Origin of the sequence: Salipaludibacillus neizhouensis, from assembly GCF_002886185.1 — a bacterium.
In the GTDB taxonomy this organism is placed as follows: Bacteria; Bacillota; Bacilli; order Bacillales; family Salisediminibacteriaceae; genus Salipaludibacillus; species Salipaludibacillus neizhouensis.
The window spans coordinates 258,518-283,864 of sequence record NZ_KZ614146.1 but is presented as its reverse complement, the minus strand read 5'-3'; the positions used below and the strand labels follow the sequence as shown (position 1 = coordinate 283,864).

24 protein-coding genes, 1 pseudogene and 1 riboswitch are annotated in these 25,347 nt (G+C 38.6%); of the genes and pseudogenes, 8 read left to right on the top strand and 17 right to left on the bottom strand.

All coding sequences use genetic code 11. The features are described from left to right. Nucleotides 1–211: 211 nt before the first annotated feature. Nucleotides 212–1,231 (top strand): low-specificity L-threonine aldolase, encoded by a 1,020-nt coding sequence (gene ltaE, locus CEF18_RS01210; protein ID WP_110934782.1) that lies wholly within the window; start codon nucleotides 212–214, stop codon nucleotides 1,229–1,231. A gap of 33 nt (nucleotides 1,232–1,264) precedes the next feature. Further along, complete coding sequence (locus tag CEF18_RS01205; RefSeq protein WP_110937551.1) at nucleotides 1,265–1,843, top strand: tRNA 5-(aminomethyl)-2-thiouridylate-methyltransferase MnmM; 579 nt, start codon at nucleotides 1,265–1,267, stop codon at nucleotides 1,841–1,843. A gap of 163 nt (nucleotides 1,844–2,006) precedes the next feature. On the opposite strand, the gene CEF18_RS01200 is transcribed toward CEF18_RS01205, so the two are convergent. Together CEF18_RS01200 and CEF18_RS01195 are read right to left on the bottom strand one after the other, a co-directional pair. After that, complete coding sequence (locus CEF18_RS01200) at nucleotides 2,007–3,071, bottom strand: tetraprenyl-beta-curcumene synthase family protein (RefSeq protein WP_110937550.1); 1,065 nt, start codon at nucleotides 3,069–3,071, stop codon at nucleotides 2,007–2,009. A gap of 155 nt (nucleotides 3,072–3,226) precedes the next feature. Next, nucleotides 3,227–4,018: an alpha/beta hydrolase gene (locus CEF18_RS01195; RefSeq protein WP_110934781.1), complete on the bottom strand. Its 792-nt coding sequence runs from the start codon at nucleotides 4,016–4,018 to the stop codon at nucleotides 3,227–3,229. A 167-nt stretch (nucleotides 4,019–4,185) separates the two neighbouring features. Between CEF18_RS01195 and CEF18_RS01190 the strand changes: the two genes are divergently transcribed. Then, on the top strand, nucleotides 4,186–4,707 hold the full coding sequence (locus tag CEF18_RS01190; protein ID WP_223292204.1) for a gamma carbonic anhydrase: 522 nt from the start codon (nucleotides 4,186–4,188) through the stop codon (nucleotides 4,705–4,707). A gap of 232 nt (nucleotides 4,708–4,939) precedes the next feature. On the opposite strand, the gene metK is transcribed toward CEF18_RS01190, so the two are convergent. Together metK and CEF18_RS01180 are read right to left on the bottom strand one after the other, a co-directional pair. Continuing rightward, nucleotides 4,940–6,151 carry a methionine adenosyltransferase gene (gene metK, locus CEF18_RS01185; RefSeq protein ID WP_110937548.1) on the bottom strand — a complete coding sequence of 404 codons (1,212 nt, stop codon included), beginning with the start codon at nucleotides 6,149–6,151 and terminating at the stop codon, nucleotides 4,940–4,942. A gap of 160 nt (nucleotides 6,152–6,311) precedes the next feature. Continuing rightward, nucleotides 6,312–6,431: riboswitch (SAM riboswitch) on the bottom strand. A 274-nt stretch (nucleotides 6,432–6,705) separates the two neighbouring features. Further along, entirely contained in the window at nucleotides 6,706–6,846 is a 141-nt protein-coding gene (locus CEF18_RS01180; RefSeq protein WP_183041093.1) for a YrzI family small protein, read from the bottom strand. Nucleotides 6,847–7,048: 202 nt separating this feature from the next. Here CEF18_RS01180 and CEF18_RS01175 point away from each other — a divergent pair, with 202 nt between their 5' ends. The 3 genes from CEF18_RS01175 to CEF18_RS01165 are packed head-to-tail and all read left to right on the top strand — an operon-like array spanning nucleotide 7,049 to nucleotide 9,623. Then, nucleotides 7,049–8,041, top strand: a complete 993-nt coding sequence (locus CEF18_RS01175) for an ABC transporter substrate-binding protein (protein WP_110934779.1) — start codon at nucleotides 7,049–7,051, stop codon at nucleotides 8,039–8,041. A 24-nt stretch (nucleotides 8,042–8,065) separates the two neighbouring features. After that, nucleotides 8,066–8,839, top strand: a complete 774-nt coding sequence (locus tag CEF18_RS01170; RefSeq protein WP_110934778.1) for an ABC transporter ATP-binding protein — start codon at nucleotides 8,066–8,068, stop codon at nucleotides 8,837–8,839. 4 nt (nucleotides 8,840–8,843) lie between these two features. Beyond that, a complete protein-coding gene (locus CEF18_RS01165) occupies nucleotides 8,844–9,623 on the top strand; it encodes an ABC transporter permease (RefSeq protein ID WP_110937547.1) in 780 nt (259 codons plus the stop codon). 20 nt (nucleotides 9,624–9,643) lie between these two features. Here CEF18_RS01165 and ytkD read toward each other — a convergent pair whose 3' ends face one another. The 5 genes from ytkD to CEF18_RS01140 all read right to left on the bottom strand — a co-directional run bounded on the left by ytkD (nucleotide 9,644) and on the right by CEF18_RS01140 (nucleotide 13,865). Then, nucleotides 9,644–10,150 (bottom strand): RNA deprotection pyrophosphohydrolase, encoded by a 507-nt coding sequence (ytkD, locus tag CEF18_RS01160; protein WP_110934777.1) that lies wholly within the window; start codon nucleotides 10,148–10,150, stop codon nucleotides 9,644–9,646. Nucleotides 10,151–10,550: 400 nt separating this feature from the next. Then, nucleotides 10,551–10,760 carry a twin-arginine translocase TatA/TatE family subunit gene (locus CEF18_RS01155; protein ID WP_110934776.1) on the bottom strand — a complete coding sequence of 70 codons (210 nt, stop codon included), beginning with the start codon at nucleotides 10,758–10,760 and terminating at the stop codon, nucleotides 10,551–10,553. A 221-nt stretch (nucleotides 10,761–10,981) separates the two neighbouring features. Beyond that, the gene (gene mobA / locus CEF18_RS01150) at nucleotides 10,982–11,590 is read right to left on the bottom strand and encodes a molybdenum cofactor guanylyltransferase (protein WP_183041094.1); all 609 of its coding nucleotides are present in this window, start codon (nucleotides 11,588–11,590) and stop codon (nucleotides 10,982–10,984) included. A gap of 24 nt (nucleotides 11,591–11,614) precedes the next feature. Next, nucleotides 11,615–12,406: a formate dehydrogenase accessory protein FdhE gene (locus CEF18_RS01145; RefSeq protein ID WP_110934774.1), complete on the bottom strand. Its 792-nt coding sequence runs from the start codon at nucleotides 12,404–12,406 to the stop codon at nucleotides 11,615–11,617. A gap of 127 nt (nucleotides 12,407–12,533) precedes the next feature. Next, entirely contained in the window at nucleotides 12,534–13,865 is a 1,332-nt protein-coding gene (locus CEF18_RS01140; RefSeq protein WP_110934773.1) for an arsenic transporter, read from the bottom strand. A gap of 447 nt (nucleotides 13,866–14,312) precedes the next feature. Between CEF18_RS01140 and CEF18_RS01135 the strand changes: the two genes are divergently transcribed. Beyond that, nucleotides 14,313–15,092 (top strand): hypothetical protein, encoded by a 780-nt coding sequence (locus CEF18_RS01135; RefSeq protein WP_110934772.1) that lies wholly within the window; start codon nucleotides 14,313–14,315, stop codon nucleotides 15,090–15,092. Nucleotides 15,093–15,191: 99 nt separating this feature from the next. Here CEF18_RS01135 and CEF18_RS01130 read toward each other — a convergent pair whose 3' ends face one another. Together CEF18_RS01130 and CEF18_RS01125 are read right to left on the bottom strand one after the other, a co-directional pair. Further along, entirely contained in the window at nucleotides 15,192–15,830 is a 639-nt protein-coding gene (locus CEF18_RS01130; RefSeq protein WP_110934771.1) for a hypothetical protein, read from the bottom strand. Nucleotides 15,831–15,994: 164 nt separating this feature from the next. Further along, nucleotides 15,995–17,665, bottom strand: coding sequence for an O-acetylhomoserine aminocarboxypropyltransferase/cysteine synthase family protein (locus CEF18_RS01125; protein ID WP_110934770.1), 1,671 nt, complete (start codon nucleotides 17,663–17,665; stop codon nucleotides 15,995–15,997). 145 nt (nucleotides 17,666–17,810) lie between these two features. Here CEF18_RS01125 and CEF18_RS01120 point away from each other — a divergent pair, with 145 nt between their 5' ends. Next, nucleotides 17,811–18,590 (top strand): HAD family hydrolase, encoded by a 780-nt coding sequence (locus CEF18_RS01120; protein WP_110934769.1) that lies wholly within the window; start codon nucleotides 17,811–17,813, stop codon nucleotides 18,588–18,590. Nucleotides 18,591–18,809: 219 nt separating this feature from the next. Here CEF18_RS01120 and CEF18_RS01115 read toward each other — a convergent pair whose 3' ends face one another. The 6 genes and pseudogenes from CEF18_RS01115 to CEF18_RS01090 form a co-directional block, all read right to left on the bottom strand. Beyond that, nucleotides 18,810–20,681 (bottom strand): PTS fructose transporter subunit IIABC, encoded by a 1,872-nt coding sequence (locus CEF18_RS01115; RefSeq protein WP_110934768.1) that lies wholly within the window; start codon nucleotides 20,679–20,681, stop codon nucleotides 18,810–18,812. Between the two features lie 5 nt (nucleotides 20,682–20,686). Next, the gene (gene pfkB, locus CEF18_RS01110) at nucleotides 20,687–21,607 is read right to left on the bottom strand and encodes a 1-phosphofructokinase (protein ID WP_110934767.1); all 921 of its coding nucleotides are present in this window, start codon (nucleotides 21,605–21,607) and stop codon (nucleotides 20,687–20,689) included. Continuing rightward, complete coding sequence (locus tag CEF18_RS01105; RefSeq protein WP_110934766.1) at nucleotides 21,585–22,370, bottom strand: DeoR/GlpR family DNA-binding transcription regulator; 786 nt, start codon at nucleotides 22,368–22,370, stop codon at nucleotides 21,585–21,587. The genes pfkB and CEF18_RS01105 overlap by 23 nt, the downstream gene beginning before the upstream one ends. Nucleotides 22,371–22,718: 348 nt before the next feature. Next, nucleotides 22,719–23,321: a DedA family protein gene (locus tag CEF18_RS01100; RefSeq protein WP_110934765.1), complete on the bottom strand. Its 603-nt coding sequence runs from the start codon at nucleotides 23,319–23,321 to the stop codon at nucleotides 22,719–22,721. A gap of 330 nt (nucleotides 23,322–23,651) precedes the next feature. Further along, complete coding sequence (locus tag CEF18_RS01095) at nucleotides 23,652–24,863, bottom strand: PQQ-dependent sugar dehydrogenase (RefSeq protein ID WP_110934764.1); 1,212 nt, start codon at nucleotides 24,861–24,863, stop codon at nucleotides 23,652–23,654. Between the two features lie 177 nt (nucleotides 24,864–25,040). Next, nucleotides 25,041–25,337 (bottom strand): annotated as a pseudogene (locus CEF18_RS01090) (D-alanine--D-alanine ligase); the annotation flags it as partial. Between the last annotated feature and the right edge of the window lie 10 nt (nucleotides 25,338–25,347).

Sequence of the window (25,347 nt, the reverse complement as noted above, 5' to 3'; positions counted from 1 at the left end):
CTAAACTTTTCTCCTCTTCCTTAAAACGTATTGTGATAGGATAATATAAAAGACAAAGCCGTATTTGCTTTGTTAAGATTGAAAGATAATTTTATAAAATCCTCAGTTTTTAAAGAATTTTTCCTTTTGCACAGAGGGTCTCGATGTCTTTCCGGACAGAGGCTTTCTTTGGTGTCCTTCTATAAAAAACAAATAAAAGGTGTGTGAAACAATGATTGATTTACGAAGTGATACGTTAACAAAACCCAGCCAAATAATGAGAGATATGATGTCGCGTGCAGAAGTTGGCGATGATGTATATGGAGAAGATCCTACGGTCAATGAATTAGAGGCTTATGCTGCAGAAATAACCGGAAAAGAGGCCGCTCTTTTTGTCACTAGTGGAACACAGGGAAATCAAGCAGCGGTATTAGCACATACGCAGCTAGGTCAAGAAGTCATTATGGATACAGATGCTCATGTATTCATCTATGAAGGTGCCGCTATTTCTGCTTTTGCCGGCGTCCAATCCAGGACATTACCTCACGATCGTGGCCAAATAGCCATCAAAGATCTAAAGGCGGCCATTCGATCTGATGATGTTCATCATCCGGAAACGGGATTAATATGGCTCGAAAATACGCACAACCGTGGAGGCGGAGCGGTTCTTCCAATCGAATATCTAAAAGAAGTTCACCACTTTGCCAAAGAGGTTGGAGTTCCCGTACATATGGATGGAGCTAGAATTTTCAATGCAGCTGTTGCTAGTGGGGTTGCTGTAAAGGAAATTACCCAACATGTGGATACCGTTCAATTCTGTTTATCGAAAGGCCTTGGAGCACCTGTAGGCTCTATTCTCGCGGGGGACCAATCTTTCATTCATAAAGCACGGAAGAAACGAAAGATGCTCGGTGGTGGTTTACGTCAAGCAGGTATTTTAGCTTCAGCCGGATTACTGGCTTTACGCTCTAATATTGACCGATTAGCAGAGGACCATCAGAATGCTGTGCTGTTAGCAGAGGCCATTAACACATATACAGACTTATCCGTTAATCACCCTGTTGAAACGAACATCGTCATTGCGGAAACAGATCAATCTTCAAGAACCGCTCAAGAGTGGGTCGAACTATTAGCACAAAAGAATGTGAAAATTATTCAGTACAAGGCAGAGTCACTTCGATTCACAACGAATTTAGATGTTTCGAAAAAGGACATTGAAAAAGTAATAGAAGTATTAAAAGAGATTAGCTAGAAAAGAGGACAAATAATGAGACGAGAAACGAGGATGAAACTATCTGGAGTCCTTCCTTTTGCACGCGAACTGTTAATGAAAACAGTTTCGAAAGGTGCTATCGTGGTTGACGCTACAGCGGGAAATGGTCATGATACGTTGTTTTTGGCTAAACTCGTTGGCGAAAACGGAAAAGTATACAGCTTTGATATCCAAGAAAAAGCGATAAAGTCTACGCAAGCAAGGCTCGAAAACGAAGGAGTGGAAAAACAGGTCAAACTAATTCATGATAGTCATGATCATTTGACCGCTCACTTAGAACAGAACCATCATAAAAACATTAGCGGAGCTATCTTTAATTTGGGTTACCTCCCCGGTCCAGACACGGATAAAAACGTGGTCACTGCAGCAGAGTCTACAATCATCGCTCTTCATCACTTAATGGAAAACCTCCTTCCTGAAGGAATGATCGTTCTCGTTGTTTATCACGGACATGAAGGAGGAAAACGAGAAAAAGAAGCGCTATTACCTTTTGTAAGAGGTCTTCGCCAAGATGAGTACCATGTGCTAGAATACCAATTTACCAATCAACGAAACAATCCGCCATTTATTATTGCTATAGAGAAACGATAGGGCAGGTTTTGACGAGATCATTCGTTTAATTTAACCAGGGAAGTACTCGTATTTGCTACTAGCGGATGCTCTCTGTGCGGGCACCTTTTTCAGTCTCCTCGGGAAACTCGCCCTTGGGGTCTGAAGATGGTTGTGCAGAATCCGTGAGAACCCGTAGAAACTTTTATGTTTTGCTTACTTGTCTGTACACCCACCCATTTAAATAAAAAAACACTGTTGAGGCGCCGCCGCTTCGGATAAGTCGGTTACCTTGTTTTCTTAATTGTGGGTCCTGCTTCACTTTTGCATCAGCAAGATAGATTGCAAGGAGACCATTGTTTATAAGACGATGAAAGGCTCTATCAGGAAGACTTTTCAAAGATTTCTCTGCCTCATGGAAAAAATGTTCCATTCTGCGAAGCATTTCCTCTTCGGTTTCATAGTAAAAACAAAAATTTAAATCGCCTCCTTCTTTATCCTCTTCTCGATCAATAAAATAATCCATTAATATATGGAGGCCTTGTACCCACGGAAAGTAACCATTTTTAATAATATTTGCTTCTTCTTTAGTCATTGCATCTTTGCCAGCAGCATAGGCAGTCAGACAAAAAATACCTAGAGTAGATCCCGTACAGGCTGAAAACTCAAACCATTCCATATCAGGCATCCTAGAGCGATACCCTTGAAACCAAGCCGTCAGTCGAGGAACACGGTCGGGTTCTTTTACATGCTTATGTACTTGCAAATCACTATACATCTCTGATAAGGATACATTCTCGCTATGAACAGCAGAGTAGGAAGGAAATCGTTTGATACATTCCTGACAAGTATTTACAAGCGTTTTTAGATAACCTCCATCGTCTTTTTCTTCACGAAAACGATAATAATCTCTCGTTGGAGCATCAGGAGTTAGTGCATCCGGCATAGACCAATGTAGAGCCTGAAAATCATTCGGATTTTGCGAAGTACTCCGATCGCAAAGATTATCAAGATAATCACTGATTGTTTGGTACGCAACGATAAATCGCACGGCCTCGCGAAAGTTTTCCCCACTTAACAGTGCGTACACTGCTCCACCTTCGCAATGGAACGTTTTTGAGTCAATACTAATTAGCGCTTGCGAGCGTAACTCCTCGTTTGGGATTTTCTCGGCTAGCTCACGCCACTCAGTTATAAACTCGTGCACTGTAGGAATGACGTGCTTGTAAATTTTATACATCATCGTCCAAGATTTCTTCGGTAAATTCATTCCTTTTCCTCCGTCAATTCTTATCATTTTAGATCCTACTAGAAAAACAGCATAGCCGTCTTTTATTACATACATCGTGATCTTTAAAGCCACCATCATTTAAGCATCAAGGGCGAACTTCCCTTGATGCGTGTGGCGTAAAGATAGCTGTCAGCTTATTGTCTATGAATCGTCACAAATCCAAGCATATGTGCTAGCACACGATCTCTTTCCGGTTCATTAAGCACCTCATGATAAAGTCCTTTCCATTCCTTATAATATTTATCATTTGTATTTATGTTGTTGAACCATTTTTCCACTTCGAATTTATTGACGATCCGATCATCTCCTCCTTGCATGACTAAAAGAGGAACCTGTGGAAAACTTTCTTTCTGTTCGTGGACTAACTTCATCGATTTTTCTAATTCTGTGTACCAACGTAAGCTTACTCTTTTAACTAAACGATCATCTTCAGCGTCTCTTTTTCGCATGACTTCATCTCTTGTGCCTGTCCCTTTCTTAAGTCCTGCTGGAACTCGATAAGTCGGTATGACCCGATGTAAAAGATTTGCTACGAGTTTTTTACTGAACGGAGTTTTATTGTATAAACCAAAACAAGGAGAAGATAGAATTACAAGACTTGGCAAATTTGCTGCTGGCATTTCCATCAGCACCCTCGTTGAAATTAATCCTCCCATGCTGTGCCCTAAAAGTATGACTGGTAGATCATATTCTCTTGCTTTCTTTAACCATGTATTTACTGTTTCTATGTATTCATGAAAATTCTTGATGTGTCCTCTAGGTCCTTGAGTTACACCTTGTCCTGGCAGATCTCCCATTAAAACGTGATACCCCGCGTGATTCAATTGGCTAATGATCCACTTGTAACGTGCATGATACTCCCCTGCACCATGAACAATTACAAACACACCTTTCACTTGATCACCTTGGAACTCCCATTTCCACATCTCGATCCCTCCATAAACTTTACTTCCCTGTATTTTCCCCTCTGATCTGTTTGATAGTCAAGTAATAGGGTGGCAGTAGTCCAGTGAAAATCTCAGAATTATTCCTTTCACGAGCCTACGTTTGATACACTAGCAGTATAAACTTCAAATAAGGAGAGTGACCTATATTGGCTATATATCCGTATAAAGAACAGTGGCCTGTCATTAATGAGAGTGCCTACATAGCTGACAATGTTGTGATTACCGGGGACGTAACAATCCATGAGAAGGCAAGCATTTGGTTTAACACTGTCATTCGTGGTGATGTTGCTCCAACAATTATAGAAAAGGGAGTAAATGTTCAAGACAATAGTACACTTCACCAAAGCCCTAACAACCCATTAATATTAAAAGAAGGCGTAACGATTGGCCACCAGTGCGTATTGCATAGCTGCGTGATTGAAAAGAATGCCTTAATAGGCATGGGCTCGATTATTTTAGATAATGCGGAAATTGGGGAGGATGCTTTTATCGGCGCCGGCAGCCTTGTGCCGCCGGGTAAAAAAATTCCGCCAAGAACATTAGCACTTGGACGTCCAGCGAAAGTTGTCCGAAATTTAACAAGCGAGGATATCGCTGAGATGAAGCGAATTCGCGAAGGTTATGTAGAAAAAGGGCAGTATTACAAATCACTCGAGAAGAATGTATAGTGAATATAAGCGGTTAAGAAAAACGCGTAGCGTCTTTTAATAAATACAGCGTGATCTTTTAGCCACCCCCGAGTAGCACCTATGAAGTGTGTGTAGGTGCTACTCGAAAGGAGGTGGTTTTCCCTTGACAAGCGTGGCGTAAAGATAGCTGTCAACTTTATAAATTATCTAGCAAAAAAGGGTGACTCTATAGGTGTTTATTACCTATTAAGTCACCCTTTTTCCTATTCTATTATTGACCAGCTAACTCTAAAGCTTGTTCACTTAGCAAGTTGGCTTTATCTGTTTGTTCCCACGGTAACTCAATATCGGTTCTACCGAAATGACCATATGCTGCCGTTTGCTTGTAAATCGGGCGACGTAAGTCCAACATTTTTATAATTCCAGCAGGGCGCAGGTCAAAATTCTTCCTTACGACTTCCACTAAAACATCTTCGCTTACTTTTCCAGTATCAAACGTTTCAATAGCAATGGAAACTGGCTGTGCAACTCCGATTGCATAAGCTACTTGGACTTCACAACGATCCGCTAAACCAGAGGCAACGATGTTTTTCGCTACATATCTAGCTGCATAAGCACCGGAACGATCGACTTTCGTAGCGTCTTTTCCAGAGAATGCTCCTCCACCGTGACGAGCATATCCGCCATAAGTATCTACAATGATTTTACGTCCTGTAAGTCCTGCATCACCTTGAGGCCCACCAATGACAAATCGACCAGTTGGGTTAATAAAGTATTTTGTATTTTCATCTAATAATTCCTCAGGAACAATAAAATCGATAACTTCCTTCTTCAAATCTTTTTTGATTTGAGCTAACTCAATTTCAGGATGATGTTGAGTAGAAATGACAATCGTATCAACCCGAATTGGATTTTGGTCCTCACCGTATTCCACCGTTACTTGAACTTTACCGTCAGGACGTAAGTAATCAATGATTTTTTCCTTACGTACTTCTGCTAAACGACGCGCAAGCTTATGTGATAAAGAAATTGGTAATGGCATTAACTCTGGTGTTTGATTATCTGCATAACCAAACATTAATCCTTGGTCTCCAGCTCCAATTTCTTCAATTTCTTCGTCGGACATTTGCCCTTCTCGAGCTTCGTATGATTTATCCACACCTAAAGCGATATCAGCTGATTGTTCATCAATCGACGTCAATACAGCACACGTTTCAAAATCAAAACCATATTTGGCTTTTGTATAACCAATTCCTTTAATCGTTTCTCGGACTACTTTTGGTATATCCACATACGTAGATGTAGAAATTTCTCCTGCTACTAACACTAATCCAGTGTTCACAGAAGTCTCACAAGCTACTCGAGCATTTGGATCCTTCTTCATAATTTCATCTAAAATAGAATCCGAAATTTGATCACAAATCTTATCCGGATGCCCTTCTGTTACTGATTCTGATGTAAATAAACGCGTTTTCCCTACCACAATACGTACCTCCTTGGTATCATCCATCCTATTTTTAGGATGTGCTTCATCATCTACGGTACTCGTTCTCCCAGCAGAATGGTCCAATCCAATGATCTCAAAAAAATATAAAAAAACCCTTTCCAATAGAGGAAAAGGTTACGTTCCATCCGCCTTTAACCTCTTATCGACCAAGACATACGGTTAGATATGTCCTGCAGGTTAGCACCGTTCACCTTTTACAGTGGTGATGGTTGCTGGGCTTCGTCGGGCCTGTCCCTCCGCCTACTCAGGATAAGAGTATCCGTTCGCAAAAATAATACCGTAAATTTAATCGTCTGTCAACTGCAAATGTCGATTTATCACGTAAATTAGGTAGTGCTGAACAACTCTGGACAAGGAGAAAAGGCTGTTATTGCTAGTAAGTATGAGGAAGAGCATTGGTTGGATAAATAATCCACTTTTCTACATATTTAAGTAACAATGCCCTCTATCCAGAGCTAATTACGATTACTTTAGGGAGCAACACCCTCATTTGCCCCCCCACCTGTTCATTTGCTTAATATAAAGATAATTTATAAGAAAAACTTACCATGCTTGGCTTTTTCCTCTCTTAATCTTTCCTCTCCACTGTTCATATCAACTTGCGATTCCGTCTGATCATCTCGTCGACGTCTTGAAACAGTAATGGTAATAAAAAGAAGGTGAATAGTCATTTTCTTGTCTCCTCTCGCATAAACTTCCATCTTTTTCCGGCTGATTTAAGTTTATCGAAAATGCCGCTTTCTCTAAACGATCTCTAGTCTGTTTCTGTCTCCTACCCCAGTCTGATCTTTTTCTCATTCCTTCGCACACATCCGCCCATTCACACATACGTTATCTAATCAAATAACTATAGATTTATGAAGGAGGAGCATCATGTCTCGTTTAAAAAAATTATTGTTACTATTGTGTTTACCGGTAGCTATACTTACAGCTTGTGATCAGGAAGAAGAGTTAAGAGAAGTAAAATTGGCAGAGGTTACACGGTCCATTTTCTATGCACCTCAATACGTAGCAATTTCTGAAGGGTTTTTCGAAGAGGAAGGATTAGATGTTGAACTAACAACCACATGGGGTGGAGATACAACCATGACAGCATTGCTGTCTGATGGTGCCGATGTCGCACTAGTAGGAGCGGAAACATCGATCTATGTCTATGCCCAAGAAGCAAATGACCCACCGATTAACTTTGCTCAACTGACCCGAACAGACGGTACGTTTCTTGTCTCTCGTGAACCCGTTGAAGACTTTGAATGGGAAGATTTAAAAGGAAGTACATTCCTAGGTCAAAGAAAAGGCGGCATGCCGCAAATGGTTGGAGAATACGTGCTGAAACAGCATGATATCGATCCGCATAACGATCTTGAACTCATTCAAAACATCGACTTCGCGAACATCACCTCCGCCTTCGCTTCCGGAACAGGTGATTATGTGCAACTATTTGAGCCTCAAGCGACACTTCTTCAAGAAGAAGGAGTTGGCCATATTATTGAATCGTTTGGTACCGAATCTGGTGAGGTTCCATATACTGTTTATATGGCAAAGCAAAGTTTTATCGATGAAGACCCGGAAACTATGGAGAAATTTACTCGAGCTATTTACAAAGCTCAACAATGGATCAATGAGGAAGATCCTTCTACTGTTGCCGAATCTATCGAACCATTTTTTGAAGATACTTCTTTAGAAATCATTGAACAAGTATTCATCAATTACAACGAACAAGGATCCTATGCACCTTCTCCATTAGTGAACGAAGAAGGATGGAACAACCTTCAGTCAATTATGGATGAAGCTGGCGAATTACCGGAAGAAGTACCTTATGATGAATTGGTGAATCGAGAATTCGCTGACCAGATCATGTCAGAATAATGCAAGTTAAGAGAGGAGAATATCATGGCTATATTAGAATTGCAGGATGTAGAAAAAACATTCTTTTCCTTGGAAACAATGACAACTGCCATTGAAAATATTAATTTAACGATTGAAAAAGGAGAGTTTATTTCTTTTATTGGTCCTAGTGGCTGTGGTAAAACAACTCTCCTCTCTCTTGTTTCCGGATTAATCCTTCCAACGAAAGGTCAAATCATCTTGGATGGAGTCCCAATAGAAAAACCTACTCCTGAAACGGGGTATATGCTTCAGCAAGACTACTTGTTTCCCTGGTTATCCATTGAAGAAAATATATTACTTGGACTAAAAATATTAGATAAAACATCTAAAGAAGAAAAAGAACGCCCCATCAAATTGCTGGAACAGCTCGGTTTATTAGATAAACTAAAAAACTATCCTTATGAGCTCTCCGGGGGCATGAGACAACGTGTGGCATTAGTCCGCATGTTGTCTACTGATCCGGAGCTTCTTCTATTAGATGAACCTTTCTCCGCTTTAGACTATCAATCAAAACTAAAATTAGAGGATCTTGTTTTTTCGACCATTCGTGCCCATAAAAAAACAGCTATTCTTGTTACACATGATATTGGAGAGGCTATTGCGATGAGTGATCGAATTATTTTATTAGCTGGTAGACCAGGAAGAATTCAAAATGAATTTATTATTCCAAAACAGCTTTCGCAGGAACTCCCCTTTAAAGTACGAACAAGTGACACGTTTAACTCCTTATTCCAAAAAATCTGGAAGGAGATGGAATCCAGTGAAGAATCATCGTAAAGAAATGCTCCAAGAATATAAAAAGAAAGAAAAAAAGAAAAGAGGATGGATAAAACTATCGCAATTAACTATTCTAGTTTCATTTTTCCTTGCCTGGGAAGTAACAACTGCTTTACGCTGGCTGGATCCTCTTCTTTTCAGTTCGCCGTCCCGTGTCTGGGCCTTGTTTTTGGATCGGATTCAAGATGGCAGCTTATTTTTCCATACATCTGTCACCCTGTTTGAAACCGTGTTAGGGTTCATTTTAGGCACAGGTGTCGGTATCATTATCGCTGCTCTTCTTTGGTGGTCACCGTTTCTTTCGAGGGTGTTAGATCCCTATTTAGTGATCTTGAATTCCATGCCTAAGGTAGCACTGGGACCTATCTTAATCGTAGGACTGGGGCCTGGATTTACGTCGATTATTTTCATGGGGGCTTTAATCTCAGTCATTATTACCACGATGGTTATTTATAGTGCTTTTAAAGGAGTAGATGATAACTACTTAAAAGTCATTCAAAGCTTTGGGGCAACAAAATTTCAATCCTTTTCGACAGTAATTTTCCCTGCCTGTTATCCAACGATGATTTCTACCTTGAAAGTAAATGTTGGCCTTTCCTGGGTTGGCGTAATAGTAGGTGAATTTCTAGTTTCGCAGCAAGGATTAGGCTACATGATCATTTATGGCTTCCAGGTTTTCAATTTCACATTGGTAATGTTATCACTCGTCATTATTGCTATACTGGCTACGTGTATGTATCAAGGGGTTGAACTCATAGAAAAGAAACTCATCCGTCACCATTAAAATCTAAGTGACGATGAGTTTTACTGTTCTAACGTATGATTCTCATGTAAAAAGCGGTTATTTACTTCACCAAGACTTAACTCAAGAACATCATCCTTCATAATAAAACTGTACTGATGATTATGACGGACATTACCTGGAATTTGCTTAAGTAGTTTAGGGCCCTTCGTCTCGAAATAATTTTTTTTGGAAATAAGTTCTTTAACACTCGCAAAATAAACATTTTTAATGACAGTTTCACTTTTCCCAAGCACTTTGTACTGTCCAATATAATACAAATCTTCCACTACTCCACCAGTCTCTTCAAATACCTCCCGCTTAGCTGCAGTCTCGGCATCCTCTCCCGGTTCTACTTTTCCACCTGGGAATTCAAGTCCCCGAGAAGGATGAATCGTTAGAAGCCAGCTGCCTTTATATCTGGCAACAACCCAAACATGCTTTGGGTCTCCGGAAAAAGGATGATTGGCAGTGGAAAAATTTACTGTATTGTTATAATAATCTTGAAATGATATGTGATTGGTCAACATCTTTCCCCTCCAACAAAACCTTACTTACTCTTATGTTAAGTTTAGTCAACACATCGAATTTTGTCTAATATACCGCTTTGTAATTTTATGTACCAGTTGAAGAACCACGCAGAAAATTTTTGGTCTGTGGAAGCTGAAACGTGCCTGTGGAATGCGTCCACCAGTACAGCATATTCGAGCTCTTTCCGTTCGAACTGAGGCAACAATGTATAAGAAAACAACCTTAAGTAAATAAGATCCTGTCCAACTTGTCCTATTATATCTTTCCCCTCTTCACACCCATTAAAACACGTCATTCGAAATTGATTTAATAAGACTTCACTCTATTTCTACTAGTATCTACTCCTCTAAGAGGCAAAAACAAAAGAGACCATTCCTGGCCTCTTTTAGAATTTTATACTTATTTATCATCATTAGTTACTTTTCGAGCTTCCTTCTTCATATCATCAATAGGATCTGTAACGTCTTTTGTTAGTTCCCTTGTAGATTTCTTGAATTCTCTTAGTGTTTCTCCTGCAGCTCTTCCAATCTCAGGAAGCTTGCTTGGACCAAAAATAACGAGAGCGACAACCAAAATAAGTATTAAACCCGGCATGCCTATGTTTGCCATATAACTTCACCTCTTATTTTTCATTATACATTCTTCAGTGCTAAATTTCCATATAGAGTTTGTTCAAAAAGGTTTGTGCAATGGCTACACACGCCGCGTTGCTTAGAGGATGTTTAAAAAGGCAAAAAAACCCTCTTTTTGAACATCCTCATATAGAAAATATCCGTTTATTTATCCCGCTCTATCTAAACTGAATCTCATAATTTTTTATTTCTAGTTCCTCAAGGCTTACTCTTTTGGCTTTTAACCCAGGTATAATCTTCAGGATTATTCATATTAAAAAACAACTTTTCAATTTCTTTTTCGGAATAACCAGCTTTAAGGAATTCTTCTTCAGTGACAAACCTTGAATTTATCTGAGTAAACACGTCTCGTAAACGCAATTTATTCTCTTTCAAACTTTGTTCAATAGTCGGTAAGACACGTCGATGATACAAAGCCATTAACGGTTGTGCTCTCCCATTAATTAGAGGAATGACAGCATCACACGCAGTTTGTTTCAAGCTATGAAGCAGTACCTCAACAATCTTCTCCTCAAAAAAAGGAAGATCGCAAGCGACAATTAAATTCCAGGAGTGCTTTGAGGCTGCTAATCCAGCCTCAAGTCCCGCAAGTGGTCCCCTGTCCTTTTCATTGTCTGTTACCATCTGCACATCTAGAAATTCATATGTTTCCTTGTCATTTGTCACAAGAATGACTTCATCTACGATGTTTAATAGTCGCTCCAATAGCCTCACTATCGTCTGTTCACCATTAACTGTCAGCAAAGCTTTATTCGTTCCCATTCTGCTTGACTTTCCACCAGCCAAAATTATTCCCGCAATTTCCATAAACATACCACCTTGCCATAACCATTATATGTCTTTGCCAAAACCTTCTTCTTGAGCGACAAAATCTAAATGTAGCGTTTCAAGATCGAGAAGGGCAGCAGATTTTACTTCTGTTTGATCTATCATTGTAATAAGTTTCAAGTAATTATTGCAAGTACGGCATACTTCGATTTTTGCTCGGTTATCTTCTAAAATACTTATATAAAAAAGGTTTCCCTTTCTGTCATCTCCACAGTGAACACAAGATACCTTATGTTGCTTCCATTGCGTTTCACAACGTGAGCAACATAAATATTTCTGTTCATTGCTAGCCAGCTTCGCTAAACGATGTGGTTCCCCACAACAAGGGCATGTGCCCATTACGTCAAATTCATTGATGAAGGACTGAGACAATACAGCAACCCCTTGCATAAATGGGCGTAGCGCATGTTCAGCTAAAAATTGAGGAAGCCATGGAGACAGTTGTTTTTTTTCAGCTAATCCTTGGAAATATTCCGTGTTAAAGGTGATTGCATGTTTAATCCACGAGTAAACATCTTCCTCTGTTAGATTCGTTGTTAAGCGGTTTAATTCCTCTTTCAACTCATATTGATGAGAAATTAAAACAGTTTCGACTTTTTTTACTGCCATCAAATACAGACCAGCTGGAACTGGCGTATATTTAAGTTGTGATAGTACCGGCAGTCCTGCATTTAAATCTTCTCGTCTAATAGTGAAGTCCATGCTCAAAACTATCGAATTGCAAAGTTGTTTCTGATGAACGGATAACTGTTTTTGTAATTCCATGTATTCTTCAGATACAACATTCGGATTCATCAAACACCTCCTATAAGAGAAGCACTATTACGCAAAATCTGGAAGTATTAAAATCTTCTCTCTCTTCTTATTATAATATCTAAAGGCCCTGAAAAAAGTAAATTTTACTTTATCAGAGCCTTTCTTTTTACATCATCACAATCATCCACAAATACAATCCGGTTAGCGTAATAAACAGTGTAGGGATAGTCAGGATAATTCCGACTTTAAAATAGTATCCCCAAGAAATCTTTACTCCTTTTAAAGCCAAAACATGAAGCCATAGCAGTGTAGCTAACGAGCCAATTGGGGTAATTTTTGGACCTAGGTCTGATCCTATGATATTTGCATAAATAAATGCATCTTTCATGGAACCCGTAATGTTGGCGTCTTGTATCGCTAGAGCGTTAATCATCACTGTAGGCATGTTATTCATGATTGAAGAAAGAATAGCCGCAATGAATCCCATCGAAATGGTTCCGATGAACATTCCTTGACCTGCCGCTCCTTCTAATACAACTGCTAACACATCTGTTAACCCGACGTTTCTAAGTCCATAAACAACGACATACATGCCAATCGAAAAGACAACAATCGCCCAAGGTGCACCTTTCATAACGACTTTTGTATTTACAGCGGGGCTTTTTCTCGCCATAAGTAAAAAGAAAATGGCTATCGTACCGGCAACTAACGATACTGGAAAAGTCGTTGACTCTCCAGAGATCGGACCTGTTATATTGATAAACTCACTAATAAAATATCCAGTTAGCAATAAACCTAATACGTACCATGATAACTTGAACATTTTAGGATCTTTAATAGCCTCTTTAGGTTCTCTTAGCATTGTCATGTCATAGTTCTTTGGAATGCTCTTACGAAAATAAAGATAAAGTACAAGAATACTTGCTCCTAATGCAAAAAAGTTCGGTACAATCATGTAGGACGCGTATTCCACAAATCCAATTTCAAAAAAATCAGCAGAAACGATATTCACTAGATTACTTACTATTAACGGAAGTGAGGTAGTATCTGCAATAAAACCACTTGCCATGATAAACGGTAATATCATCGCATCTTTGAATTTCAATGCTCTTACCATTGCTAAAACGATCGGTGTTAATATTAAAGCTGCTCCATCGTTTGCAAAAAAAGCAGCAACCACTGCTCCAAGAAGCGAAACGAATATGAACATCTTTATGCCGTTACCTTTCGCAACTCGTGCCATGTGCAAGGCGGCCCATTCAAAAAATCCGATTTCATCGAGAATAAGGGAAATGATAATAATGGCGATAAATGTAAGCGTAGCGTTCCATACAATCCCCGTCACTTCCCCGACATCCTGAAAAGAAACAACACCTGCTAAGAGGGCAAGAATCGCGCCTATTGACGCTGACCACCCTATGGAAAGCCCTTTAGGCTGCCATATAACCAATACGAGGGTGAATATAAATATTGCAGAAGCAAGAATAATAGCTGTCATAATGTCCACGTCTCCCTTTATTAAGCTTATCCCTGTTCATTATATTAGCAACCCTTTATATAATCAACTGTTTATATACAAAAGTATTTTTGATTTTACTACTAGTACAAATTAAAGGGTCTCCTTGTATTTTTAATTAATTAACTAAAAAAATACTATAGTTCGATGAAAGGTAGTTCGAAATATATTCACATGAGGAAATCACTCTAAATCATGATCATAAAAGTAGTTTCTAATGATAACTACATAAGCCTTTATGCCTGTAAGTATGTATTTTCTTCTATAGTTGAGGTATACATATAATCATCATGGTATAATGAAATCACTTTATTTTTTCTTTTAAGAAGGGTTGATTGTTAACAGGCAATTATTCAAACTTATCGCCATCACTTCTTATGAAGCTTATTTTATAATAGAGATGATAAACAGAAATAATGAGGTGAATATATGCACAAGAATAAGGTTATTATTTTAGCAATTGGAACGGTGATCCTGATTGCTCTTTCCATTGCCATGTTTTATCTGGAAGGACAGGGTCCAAACAGTATTTCAGACACAGGACCAGAAGTGTCTCAATCAGGAAATGAGGAGAACCAAGAAACATCTGAACAAGGAAGCACTTCCTCAACTCCGGAGGGGAACATTAATCAGGGGGATGATACAGGACAGGTAACTGATAATACGATTGAAGGAGAAGGACAAGACACATTACGAAGGTATGCTAAAGAGTCAATAAGTGAATCTAATTTCACTTCAGAGTCAAGCAACCTTACGCAAGAATCCCTACTAAATCAATCGAAACTCGCCCAAACCTATTACTTGAAACAGGAGGAAAGTACTATTGGATCTGAGAATATCGAAACAGAAGCAAAATTGATATCCCTCGAATTGATAGGTTGGAAAGAACATGCGGAAGAAAATTATTCTTTTACATATTCTTTTGATGACTTTATAGAATTTTTAAATCAAGAAGAATATCTTGAAGAAGACAGCAATGAGCCTAATGATATCCTTTTAGAAGAATTAAAAAAAACCGATGAAGAACTTTACCATCGACAATTGGAATTACAATACCTGAAACCTTTTATTTGGGATTCAATTGAATCAGAAATAGCTCCTGAAGGCAATACCGAAGACAACAATAATAAATATTTTAATGATTTTGAGCAGCAAATCCTCGGCAAAATTTTTGAAGAAAATCCTCAATTAATTGAAGATGACAACTAAACTGAAAAACTCTAAAGAGCGAAGACGAGCTTATTCGACCCCCTTCGTTCGAGAGGAAACAAAAAGGAATTCTCAAAAAAACTTGAGAATTCCTTTTCTTTATTTAGGAATAAAGTTATTAAAGTTAATTTCAAACTCTACTTCATTACCAGGATTCATTTCTTGTTCAACACGAACAGTTGCAGAAGAAGCGAAATCCAAATCATCCGTATGAATAAAGATTGTCTCCATCATTCCGCTTCCTTGGATTTCTGTAGTAATGGGTTCGATTTCTTCATCCTTTTGCAGGAAAGAAACGTGGTACTCCAATCCTTTATTTTCACTAAATCGAACATGAATAGGAAGATAACTATCTGAAATACGCTCCGTCATCTCCTCAGCTACCGGTTTTCTGCCATAATGATCAAACACAGCTCGAGATTCCTTCATGACTGTAAGATATGGGGTCTCTATGTACGCAAACGCAACATCTGCATTATTTTCCTGTGATTGCGACGGTAATAAATAATTCTCTATAAGTTCCAAGCTATTCGTGCCTCTATCGATTGCCTCGTTAATCTCTTCCTCAGATAAGTGATAGAAGTAATCTTTATTCTCAAATGACTTTACTAGATCCCCGTTTACCTTATTATTCTGTAAATCAGAAATCACCCCTTCTGAATGTTCCAAAAGAAAAAACAATCCTCCTGTAAGACAAATAGACATTATCATCATACTGATTATCATCTTTTTAAACATGTGTATCCCTTCCCTTGTTACCTATTATACAAAAAAAGGGACACCCAGTGAAGAGTGACCCAATAAAGTGTGAAAATTACCTGACAATGACTGCGCCCACAACATATTACGATTAAGATGCGGAGGCACACTCATTACGTCAAAAAGGCAACTCTTTCTTGGTATTACAAAATCAGAAATGACTTTTCAGTCTGTCTATATGTGGAGGCAACCTTTTCACTAGCGAGCACAGCTACAGGGTCTGTTCCTTTTAATATATCGGTCAGTTCAACAGAATCGAGTTGATCCGACATTAAGTAAACATAATCTATCTTTACACTTTGTGGTGTCATGTATTCTGAAAGTGCATGTTTTTCTTCTGATACGTTGAGCGTAATGATTCGGTACCTAAGTCGTTCCCATGGCTTCATCTCTTCAGTTGTATTGTTATCCGAAATAACTAGAATTACTTTTCGTCGTGGACCTTCGTCCGTATGTTCAATTGCTGAATTTTTTGCTTGCGCCAACATTTTCTGAGTATCGTCCTGGTCAAGTGCAGGCTGGTGTCCAGTTGCTTGAAATAGAGCTTGGTTCAAATCCTCATAGATATCTTCCAAATCTTCTAAACCTACGGATAGACGAACAAGATCCTCTGTCACTCCAGTTGTCTTTAGGTCTTCGCTTGAAAGTTGAAGGTGAGTTGTACTCGCTGGATGAATAATCAAGCTTTTAGCATCACCTACATTTGCAACGTGTGACCAAAGCTTCACATTACTAATGAGTTCTCTTCCAGCATTCAATCCGCCATCGATGCCAAAATTAACAATCGCACCATATCCATCGTTTAAATACTTTTTTGCTTGTTGATGAGCAGTATGATCTTCCAACCCAGGATAACTGACCCATTTAACAGCAGGATGCTCTTGTAATTTCCGTGCTAAAGCTAACGCGTTTTCTTGATGTTTTTTTAATCTTAATGACAATGTTTCGAGACCTTGCATCAGCTGAAACGCATTGAAAGGGCTAAGGCATGCACCTATGTCACGCATGAGTTGCACACGTAACTTCATAATGAAAGCCATATCTCCTAGATCCCTTGCATATACAAGACCTCCATAGCTTTCATCAGGTTCATGGAACTCAGGAAACTTTTCCTTATTCCAATCAAATCTTCCGCCATCAATGACCACTCCACCAATGGTTGTGCCATGCCCTCCTATCCACTTTGTTGCAGAATGGATGACGATGTCTGCCCCATGCTGAAGAGGCTTACAAAGTGGCGGTGGCGCAAATGTATTATCTACAATTAAGGGAATATTAGCCTCATGGGCAACATCTGAAATTGCTTCAAAATCCAGTACATTAAGACTTGGATTTCCTACCGTTTCTGCAAAAACGGCTTTTGTATTTGTAGTAATTGCTCGTTTGACTTCTTCTGGATTAGTTGAATCTACAAAAGTTACATGTATCCCGTACTTTGGCAATGTTACCTTAAATAAATTATAGGTTCCACCATATAAATTAGCCGCTGATACAATGTGGTCACCTGCACCGGCAATATTAAGTATCGTCATGGTAATTCCAGCCATACCAGATGAAGTTGCTAAAGCCCCAACTCCGTCCTCAAGTATTGCCATTCTTTTTTCGAATGCATCAACAGTAGGATTCATAATTCGACTATAAATATTCCCAGGCTCTTGCAAGGAAAATAATTTTTCAGCATGATCTGCATCATTAAAAACATAGGAAGTTGTCTGGTAAATAGGAAGAGCCCTCGCACCGGTAGTTGGGTCCGGAATTTGTCCCGCATGTAATAACTTTGTACTAGTGCCTAACTGGTTAAACTTTTCAGTCATTGTTACCATCCTCTCTTAATAAGTATCCCTCGTAATATTCAACAAAAAAACAGAAATTCCTTTTTTATTAGTAATAATGATTTACAGATGTCGTGCAATTCTGTACGCTATCTTTAAGACATTTGTTTCAATATAGGAGGACAACATGATTAAAGCTATATTTTTCGATTTGGATGATACATTATTATGGGATGAAAAAAGTGTTAAAAAGGCTTTTGAAGCAACGTGTGAATATGCTGTGAAAGACTTCGATGTAGATGCTTTGACTTTAGAGGAAGCTGTTCGAAAAGAAGCCCGAACACTTTATGCCGGTTTTGATACATATGAGTTTACAAAACTTATTGGCATTAATCCATTTGAAGGACTATGGGGAGAATTTACTGACGAAGGAAAAGATTTTGAAAAGATGGCTGAAATGGCACCTGATTATCAAAAAAATGCTTGGATAAATGGTCTTAAAGCAGTCGGAATTGATGATAAATCATTAGGAATAGATCTTGCTCACCGCTTTCCAAAAGAGCGCAAAAAATTTCCATTTCTGTTTGAGGATGCGATTGAAACATTAGAAAAATTAACAAAAGACTACAAGCTTCTAATGTTAACCAATGGTTCTCCTCAATTACAGAACATAAAATTAGAGATTACCCCTGAACTCGTTCCTTATTTTGATCAGGTTATTATTTCCGGTGCTTTTGGAAAAGGAAAACCAGATAAAAGTATTTTTGAGTATGCATTAAATGTAATGGATTTAAAACCCGAAGAAGTTCTGATGGTAGGCGATAATTTAATGACAGATATACTAGGTGCAAATCGAACGGGAATCCCCTCTGTTTGGTTGAATCGTTTCGAAAAAGAGGCTACCGACGTAAAGCCTGCATATGAAATAAAAACGTTACATGAATTATTTTCATTGTTGAAGGCTTAATATAAGAAAAAACGCGTAGCGTCTTTTGTTAAATACAGCGTCAGCTTCCGCCGCCCCGAGTAGCACCTACGAAGTGTGTGTAGGTGCTACTCGAAAGGAAGGGTGGGGTTCCCTTGATACTTGCGGCATGAAGGTAGCTGCTAATTTTATAAATTCTTATCTGTTTAAAAAGGGTGTGCCGCCGGTCAAATTGACCGGTGACACACCCTTTTTTAAACATTATACTGTTTTCTTTTTGAATGCGCCTAAAAGCACTGCTGTTAATGCTGCTCCTGCTATAATAGCGAGAAGATACATCGGCCAATTGTTAACTAATAAAATAACGAATAGCCCTCCGTGTGGTGCTTCTGTTTCTGCCCCGAATAACATGGCTAAACCACCAGCTAATGCTGAACCCGCTATGATAGCCGGAATAACCCGGAATGGATCTGACGCTGCGAATGGTATTGCCCCTTCTGTGATGAAAGAAGCCCCTAACACATAGTTTGTTTTCCCAGCATCTTTTTCTTGGTCTGTAAATTTATTCTTAAAGAAAGTCGTTGCTAAAGCAATTCCAATCGGTGGAACCATACCACCTGCCATGATTGCAGCATGTGGAGCTAAGTTTCCAGCGTCAATCATAGCAAGACCAAATGTAAATGCTGCTTTGTTAATTGGTCCACCCATATCGACTGCCATCATTCCACCTAATAAAATTCCAAGTAATACGATATTTCCTGTGCCTAAACCTGAAAGCCAGTCGACTAAGCCATTTTGAATGGCAGCCAACGGTGTAACTGCATAGAACATAATAATTCCAGTAATTGTAATTCCGAATAATGGTAATAGTAAGATTGTTTTAATTCCTTCTAATGATTTTGGAATAAAAGAGAACAAACGTCTTAATCCGATGACGAGATATCCAGCTAGGAAACCTGCAATAATACCGCCTAAGAATCCTGCATCGCCATTTGCCGCCATTAAACCACCGACCATACCCGCTGCAAAACCTGGGCGGTCAGCGATACTCCTAGCAATAAAACCTGCAAGAACAGGAATCATTAAGAAGAAAGCATTAGCTCCACCAATGTAAGAAAGCATTTCTCCAAAAGGAGTAATCGTACCTTCTACTGGATCTTCAAAGAAAAACGAAATAGCAATAAGGATACCGCCACCGACTACAAATGGTAACATATTGGAAACACCGTTCATTAAATGACGATAAAATGCTGAACGCTGACCTCCTCCTCCACTTGAGGAGCTTTCGCCACCTTTACCTGTTCCTTTATAAACAGGTACATCTCCGCTTACGGCTTCATTTAACAACTCGGCAGGACGACGAATACCGGCTGTAACAGGTGCCTCAATTAGTCTTTTACCTGCAAATCTTTCTTTCTCCACATGTGTATCTGCTGCAATGATAACAGCTGTTGCACGTTTAATATCATCATCGGTCAAGCCGTTTCTTACACCGTCAGAACCGTTTGTTTCTACTTTAATATCAAAACCGAGCTCTTTCGCTTTCGCTTTCAAACCATCTGCTGCCATATACGTATGTGCAATCCCTGTTGGACAACCAGTAACACCAACGATATAAGGTCTTTCTCCACTTGTCGTTGCTGGAGCTGATTCTTCTTCATCTTCAGAATCTAATTTCTCTTTTTCTTTTAAATCTACGGCATCTAGAATATCTTTTTCTGAACGCGCTTCCATCAAAAGTCTGCGGAAATCTTCATCCATTAGTAATGTCGAGAGGCGGGACAACGCTTGAAGGTGAACGTCGTTAGCTCCTGCACTTGCTGCAATCATGAAAAATAAGTGACTGTTCTCACCATCAAGTGCATCATAATCAATCCCTGATTGAGATCTGCCAAATACAATTGCGGGCTCAATTACCTCTTTACTTTTAGCATGAGGGATCGCAACACCCTCGCCAATCCCAGTTGAACTTTGTTCTTCCCGGTGATGTATTTCCTTTATAAACGCCTGCTTATCTCGAAGATTCCCGGCGCCATCAAGTTTATCAGCTAATTCCTCAATGACGGCATCTTTTGTTGTTGCTGTAAGATTAAGAATCATCGTTTCTTTTTTCAACAATTCCGTTATTTTCATTTTATTCACCCTTCCTCTCTAGTACTAACACTTATTTCTAGCACAAGTTCCTCAATTTTATCTAACGTACAAAATCCTTCTGAAAATGCTGTAGCACTTCCCCCAGCAACACTGTATTTAAAAGCTTCTCTCAAAGACGAAGTTTGCAAATAATAATAGATAAAACTAGCAACCATAGAGTCACCTGCGCCTACAGAATTTCTTACCGTACCTTTAGGGACATTTGCTGTGTAGATAAAGTCCTTACCTACGAAAACAGCGCCTTCACCTGCCAAGGAAACGAGAACTGCTTGCACGCCTTCTTCCACAGCTCTTTTAGCTAATCTAATTGCATCGGTTAAATTTGTAATTTTTTCTCCATACAAATCTTCCAATTCAGCTTGATTAGGTTTGATTAAAAAAGGTGATGCTTGAATAGCTTCTTTTAAAGGAGCTCCACTAGTATCTAGAAAAGTAACAACCTTTTTCTCTTGAACTCGTGCAATCATTCTTTTATAAATATCACTTGGTAAAACTGATGGAACACTTCCGGAAAGGACAAGAATATCGCCCTCTTTTAAGGAATCTAATTTTTCTAAAAGTTTTGTTATATGCTTTTCTGTTATTTCCGGCGCTTGTCCATTAATTTCAGTTTCCGCATCCATCTGAAGTTTTACATTTATTCTGGTTTGACCTACAGTTTCTATAAAATCAGTAGTAACCTTTTCTTTTCTCAGTTCGTCCTGAATAAATTCTCCCGTAAATCCGCCAATAAATCCTAACGCCTTGGTTTCGGTATCAAATGTTTTAAGTACTCTAGATACGTTAATCCCTTTGCCGCCTGGCACGGTCCGTTGCGCTACTGCTCGATTCGTTTTACCAATCGACAGGTCGTTAAGTTCAACTAAATAATCCACAGAAGGATTAATCGTTACGGTGTAGATCATTGTTTACCACCTCCACTGTCGTTTCTTTTGCGAGTCGTTCTAAATATTCGGCATTCTCATCCGCAGAAGTAATGGCAGAAGTAATGATTGAAGCTTGTTCTAACCTGGCGAACTTTGCAAAACTAACTTCACCAAATTTAGAGGGATCTGCTAGTACGAAAGCTTCGTTAGATTGTTCAATAGCAAGCTGTTTTATTTGAGCCTCTTCAGGATCAGGGGTAGAATACCCGAAATCCAAATCAATTCCATTTGTTCCTATAAAAGCCTTGTCAAAACGGAATTGCTGAATCGTTTCTACGGCACCTTTACCAACAAATGCATGAGTACCAGATTTAACATAACCACCAATGACATATGTTTTAAAATTTCTTTTAATGGCTTCTTCAATAATGTTAAAACCATTTGTCACGATAACAATTTCTTTCGTCTCAATGTATGGAAGAATCGCTTGTGTTGATGTACCTGCATCGATATAGATAGAGTCACCACTTTTAATGAAATTAGCCGCCTTTTTCCCGATTTCACGTTTTTCTTCTGCAAAATATTGAACTTTTTCGGTCATGGAAGGCTCTTCTACTTTTCGTTTTTTGAGTGAAGCTCCCCCATGAATACGCTTTAATTTTTGTTCATTTTCAAGTATAGTCAAATCTCTTCGAATAGTAGATTCTGATGCACCTGTTGCTTCGACAAGGGCAGCGAGCTTTGCCACTTTTTTTTCTTCTAAGAGCTGAAGGATTATCTCATATCGTTCAAATGTAAGCATTATTGATCACACCTTCTTATAAATTTTATAATACACGCATAAACAATCAAAATCAACCACAAATACTCAATATCAATAAAAAATTTTTAAAAACAATCAAACTCATTCAAAAGTTTATCACTCTTTAGTTTCAAACAAATTAAAAGACACTGAAAAAAAATCAACTTTTTCAGTGCCCTTGCTAATTATTCATGTATCTATTTTCTTCCAAATACACTCTATTCAATCCTTTTATCATTATACTATTTCTAGCTGAACCATTGCTCGTGAAAAGAGTCCATCTGGAGTGGGCTTCTAGTAACTCTATTCTAATGAAAACAAACAAAAATATAAGAAAATTCCCTTCCACTATGAGGATATTTTAGCCGATGTTTGATTGGACTGATCATACTTCTTTTTCCGATATATTCTAAACACAATATACAGTAAGATTATTGCTCCAAGAGTGGAATAGACGAACCATTGCATTTGTTGAAAACGTTCAACCATTACCACAACATTACCCAGGGTTCCTAGATAGAACATAAGAACTGATAGTGGATAAAATCCGATAAAAGTTAACCCAGCAAACTTGATCTTACTCATCTTGCCAAGTCCCGCAATATACGTAATATAACCCATTCCTATAAACCGACCGACCGCAATCATCCAATCTCCATAGCGATCAATCCATTTCTGAGCAAACAAAAGCTTTTGCTGAGGAATCTTTCTCCGGACAAATTTATCATACCTGATACTTAAAAAGTAAGGAATAAAGCTAACTAATACATAAAACAAAGAAGTAAGTATGGAGAAAAAGAGGATTTCTCCCCACCCTGGGTCTAATAAATAACCATAAATAAGTACAAAGATAGCTGCTGGAAATGGGAATGACAATGCTTCTATTGCAATACCGATAAGAAGTCCAATCCATCCCAATTCTCGTAAAACATCCAGAATAAAATTTAACATTTTATAATCTCCTCATATTTGTTTTTAAGAGGATGTCCAAAAAGGTAGTTTTTTTCCTTTATAAACATCCTCTAAGCAATGAGCGCAGCAGCTGCATTGTCTTAGGCCTTATCTGAGTGGTATTCTTATAACAGGCGAGCTGCGTGTGTAGCCATTGTGCATACCTTTTTGAGCAAACTCTTTAAGAGCTAAAATTTTAATATATCGTTTTTAATTCCCTTTTTTTTGAAAACTAATCCTTTTAAACTTAATTTATAACTGGTTATAAATGGAAAGGTCTAGAGCGTGTGTCAGCTATATTAGCATTTGCCACACGCTCTAAACCTTTCCTTATTCTTTTAAAGTCAAACGAAGTAACCGGTCATCATTGTTTCTCGGTGTTCCTCTTCCATCTGTATTATTCGTTAAGAGGTATATCTTTTTCTCTTCGACTTTAACATCCCTTAATCTTCCCTCTCCTTCAAAAACAACCTTCATTTGATTCTCAGTTTGATCAAAGAAATAAAGACTTTCTCCGCGAAGCGTAGCTACTAGTAAGTTATCCTCCCAAAAAGCTATGCCAGATGGAGCCCATGTTTCTTCTCCCGAGTGAATCAAAGGAGTTTGCAGTCCCTCTTCAGAATTTTCTCCCTTTATTACTGGCCATCCATAATTAGTCATGGGTTTAATAAGGTTAATTTCATCTTTCGCAGTTGATCCATGTTCTGAACTGTATAGTTCCCCCTCATCGTTCCACGACAATCCTTGTGGATTTCGATGACCAAAGCTATATACATAGGAATTATCAATTGGATTATCTTCAGGAACATCCCCATCGAAAGTCATTCTTAAGATTTTACCAGCTAAACTATTTTCATCTTGCGCAAGACTCGGTTCATCTGAATCTCCTGTTGTCACGTATAATAAATCATCAGGACCTACTGCAATCCTTCCACCATTATGAATGACTGATCCGGGGATATCATCTAATAAAATATCTGTCTCCACCCATTCATCATTCTCTTTTGTTATCGATATAACACGATTTTGTAAGGTCCCACTCTCTCCTTCAAATGTGTAATAAGCATAGCCTTCAGAAGAATCCTCAAAGTCTGCTGTTAGCACAAAACCAAGTAAACCCCCTTCTCCTTCACTAGCAATTTCTGATGAAGTTTGAAGTTCAAATTCTTCGATTAATCCATCTTTCCATTCTAAAATATGTCCTTCACGGTCTGTCATATAAATTGTTCCTTCGTGAATCTCCATTGCCCAAGGTACTTCTAGATCTTCAGCAAGTGTTTCAACCTCCCAATCATCTGTACCAGCTTCCCTTAGAGAACTCTTTATTTGATCTTCTTTTTCTGAGTTAGTACCTTCATTATTTTCTCCGTTCGTTTGCACATTGCTTGATTCACTAGATGTTTCCTCATTAAGAGTAGGTGCCTTCACTTCATCATCGGGATCTTCCGTGTTACACCCAGCCAAAACTAGTATTGATATACATGGCAGCAAAAATCGAAATACATCAATAACGTTCTGATCTTTTTTTAAATAAAACATCATAAGAACAACCGCCTCCCTTTGTACTTTCCAATACCCATATAAAGTAACCATTAAAACGAATGAAGAAAACATGGTCCGAATCTATACTTTCTGACCTAAAAAAAGACTGAAAAAGTTATCATAACTTTTCCAATCCCCTATATTTAAAGTTAAGAATTTATAAGTTGACAGCTATCTTTACGCCATGCGTGTCAAGGGAAAACCAGGTATTGTATTGATCTCATTAATATAGACACGGTCTTCATCCTTATCAATAATAAGATCAATCCGGGAAACTCCGCTACATCCTAACAATTGGAACGCCTGTTTAGCCAAAGTCTGAACCTCATTTGTTTGATCAGCACTGATTTCAGCTGGAATAATACGATTCGTAGACTGCATCCCCTTGCTTGCGTCTCCATCTTTAGAACTGCCGCTTCCGGTATACTTATCCTCGTAAGATAAAAACTCATCGCTTCCTAATACTTGCTCACAAACCGAAGCT

Coding starts and splice junctions, on each gene's coding strand:
- ltaE (WP_110934782.1), top strand. CDS start 212: ATGATTGATTTACGAAGTGATACGTTAACAAAACCCAGCCAAATAATG.
- CEF18_RS01205 (WP_110937551.1), top strand. CDS start 1,265: ATGAAACTATCTGGAGTCCTTCCTTTTGCACGCGAACTGTTAATGAAA.
- CEF18_RS01200 (WP_110937550.1), bottom strand. CDS start 3,071: ATGAATTTACCGAAGAAATCTTGGACGATGATGTATAAAATTTACAAG.
- CEF18_RS01195 (WP_110934781.1), bottom strand. CDS start 4,018: ATGTGGAAATGGGAGTTCCAAGGTGATCAAGTGAAAGGTGTGTTTGTA.
- CEF18_RS01180 (WP_183041093.1), bottom strand. CDS start 6,846: ATGACTATTCACCTTCTTTTTATTACCATTACTGTTTCAAGACGTCGA.
- CEF18_RS01175 (WP_110934779.1), top strand. CDS start 7,049: ATGTCTCGTTTAAAAAAATTATTGTTACTATTGTGTTTACCGGTAGCT.
- CEF18_RS01170 (WP_110934778.1), top strand. CDS start 8,066: ATGGCTATATTAGAATTGCAGGATGTAGAAAAAACATTCTTTTCCTTG.
- CEF18_RS01165 (WP_110937547.1), top strand. CDS start 8,844: ATGCTCCAAGAATATAAAAAGAAAGAAAAAAAGAAAAGAGGATGGATA.
- ytkD (WP_110934777.1), bottom strand. CDS start 10,150: ATGTTGACCAATCACATATCATTTCAAGATTATTATAACAATACAGTA.
- CEF18_RS01155 (WP_110934776.1), bottom strand. CDS start 10,760: ATGGCAAACATAGGCATGCCGGGTTTAATACTTATTTTGGTTGTCGCT.
- mobA (WP_183041094.1), bottom strand. CDS start 11,590: ATGGAAATTGCGGGAATAATTTTGGCTGGTGGAAAGTCAAGCAGAATG.
- CEF18_RS01145 (WP_110934774.1), bottom strand. CDS start 12,406: ATGAATCCGAATGTTGTATCTGAAGAATACATGGAATTACAAAAACAG.
- CEF18_RS01140 (WP_110934773.1), bottom strand. CDS start 13,865: ATGACAGCTATTATTCTTGCTTCTGCAATATTTATATTCACCCTCGTA.
- CEF18_RS01135 (WP_110934772.1), top strand. CDS start 14,313: ATGCACAAGAATAAGGTTATTATTTTAGCAATTGGAACGGTGATCCTG.
- CEF18_RS01130 (WP_110934771.1), bottom strand. CDS start 15,830: ATGTTTAAAAAGATGATAATCAGTATGATGATAATGTCTATTTGTCTT.
- CEF18_RS01125 (WP_110934770.1), bottom strand. CDS start 17,665: ATGACTGAAAAGTTTAACCAGTTAGGCACTAGTACAAAGTTATTACAT.
- CEF18_RS01120 (WP_110934769.1), top strand. CDS start 17,811: ATGATTAAAGCTATATTTTTCGATTTGGATGATACATTATTATGGGAT.
- CEF18_RS01115 (WP_110934768.1), bottom strand. CDS start 20,681: ATGAAAATAACGGAATTGTTGAAAAAAGAAACGATGATTCTTAATCTT.
- pfkB (WP_110934767.1), bottom strand. CDS start 21,607: ATGATCTACACCGTAACGATTAATCCTTCTGTGGATTATTTAGTTGAA.
- CEF18_RS01105 (WP_110934766.1), bottom strand. CDS start 22,370: ATGCTTACATTTGAACGATATGAGATAATCCTTCAGCTCTTAGAAGAA.
- CEF18_RS01100 (WP_110934765.1), bottom strand. CDS start 23,321: ATGTTAAATTTTATTCTGGATGTTTTACGAGAATTGGGATGGATTGGA.
- CEF18_RS01095 (WP_110934764.1), bottom strand. CDS start 24,863: ATGATGTTTTATTTAAAAAAAGATCAGAACGTTATTGATGTATTTCGA.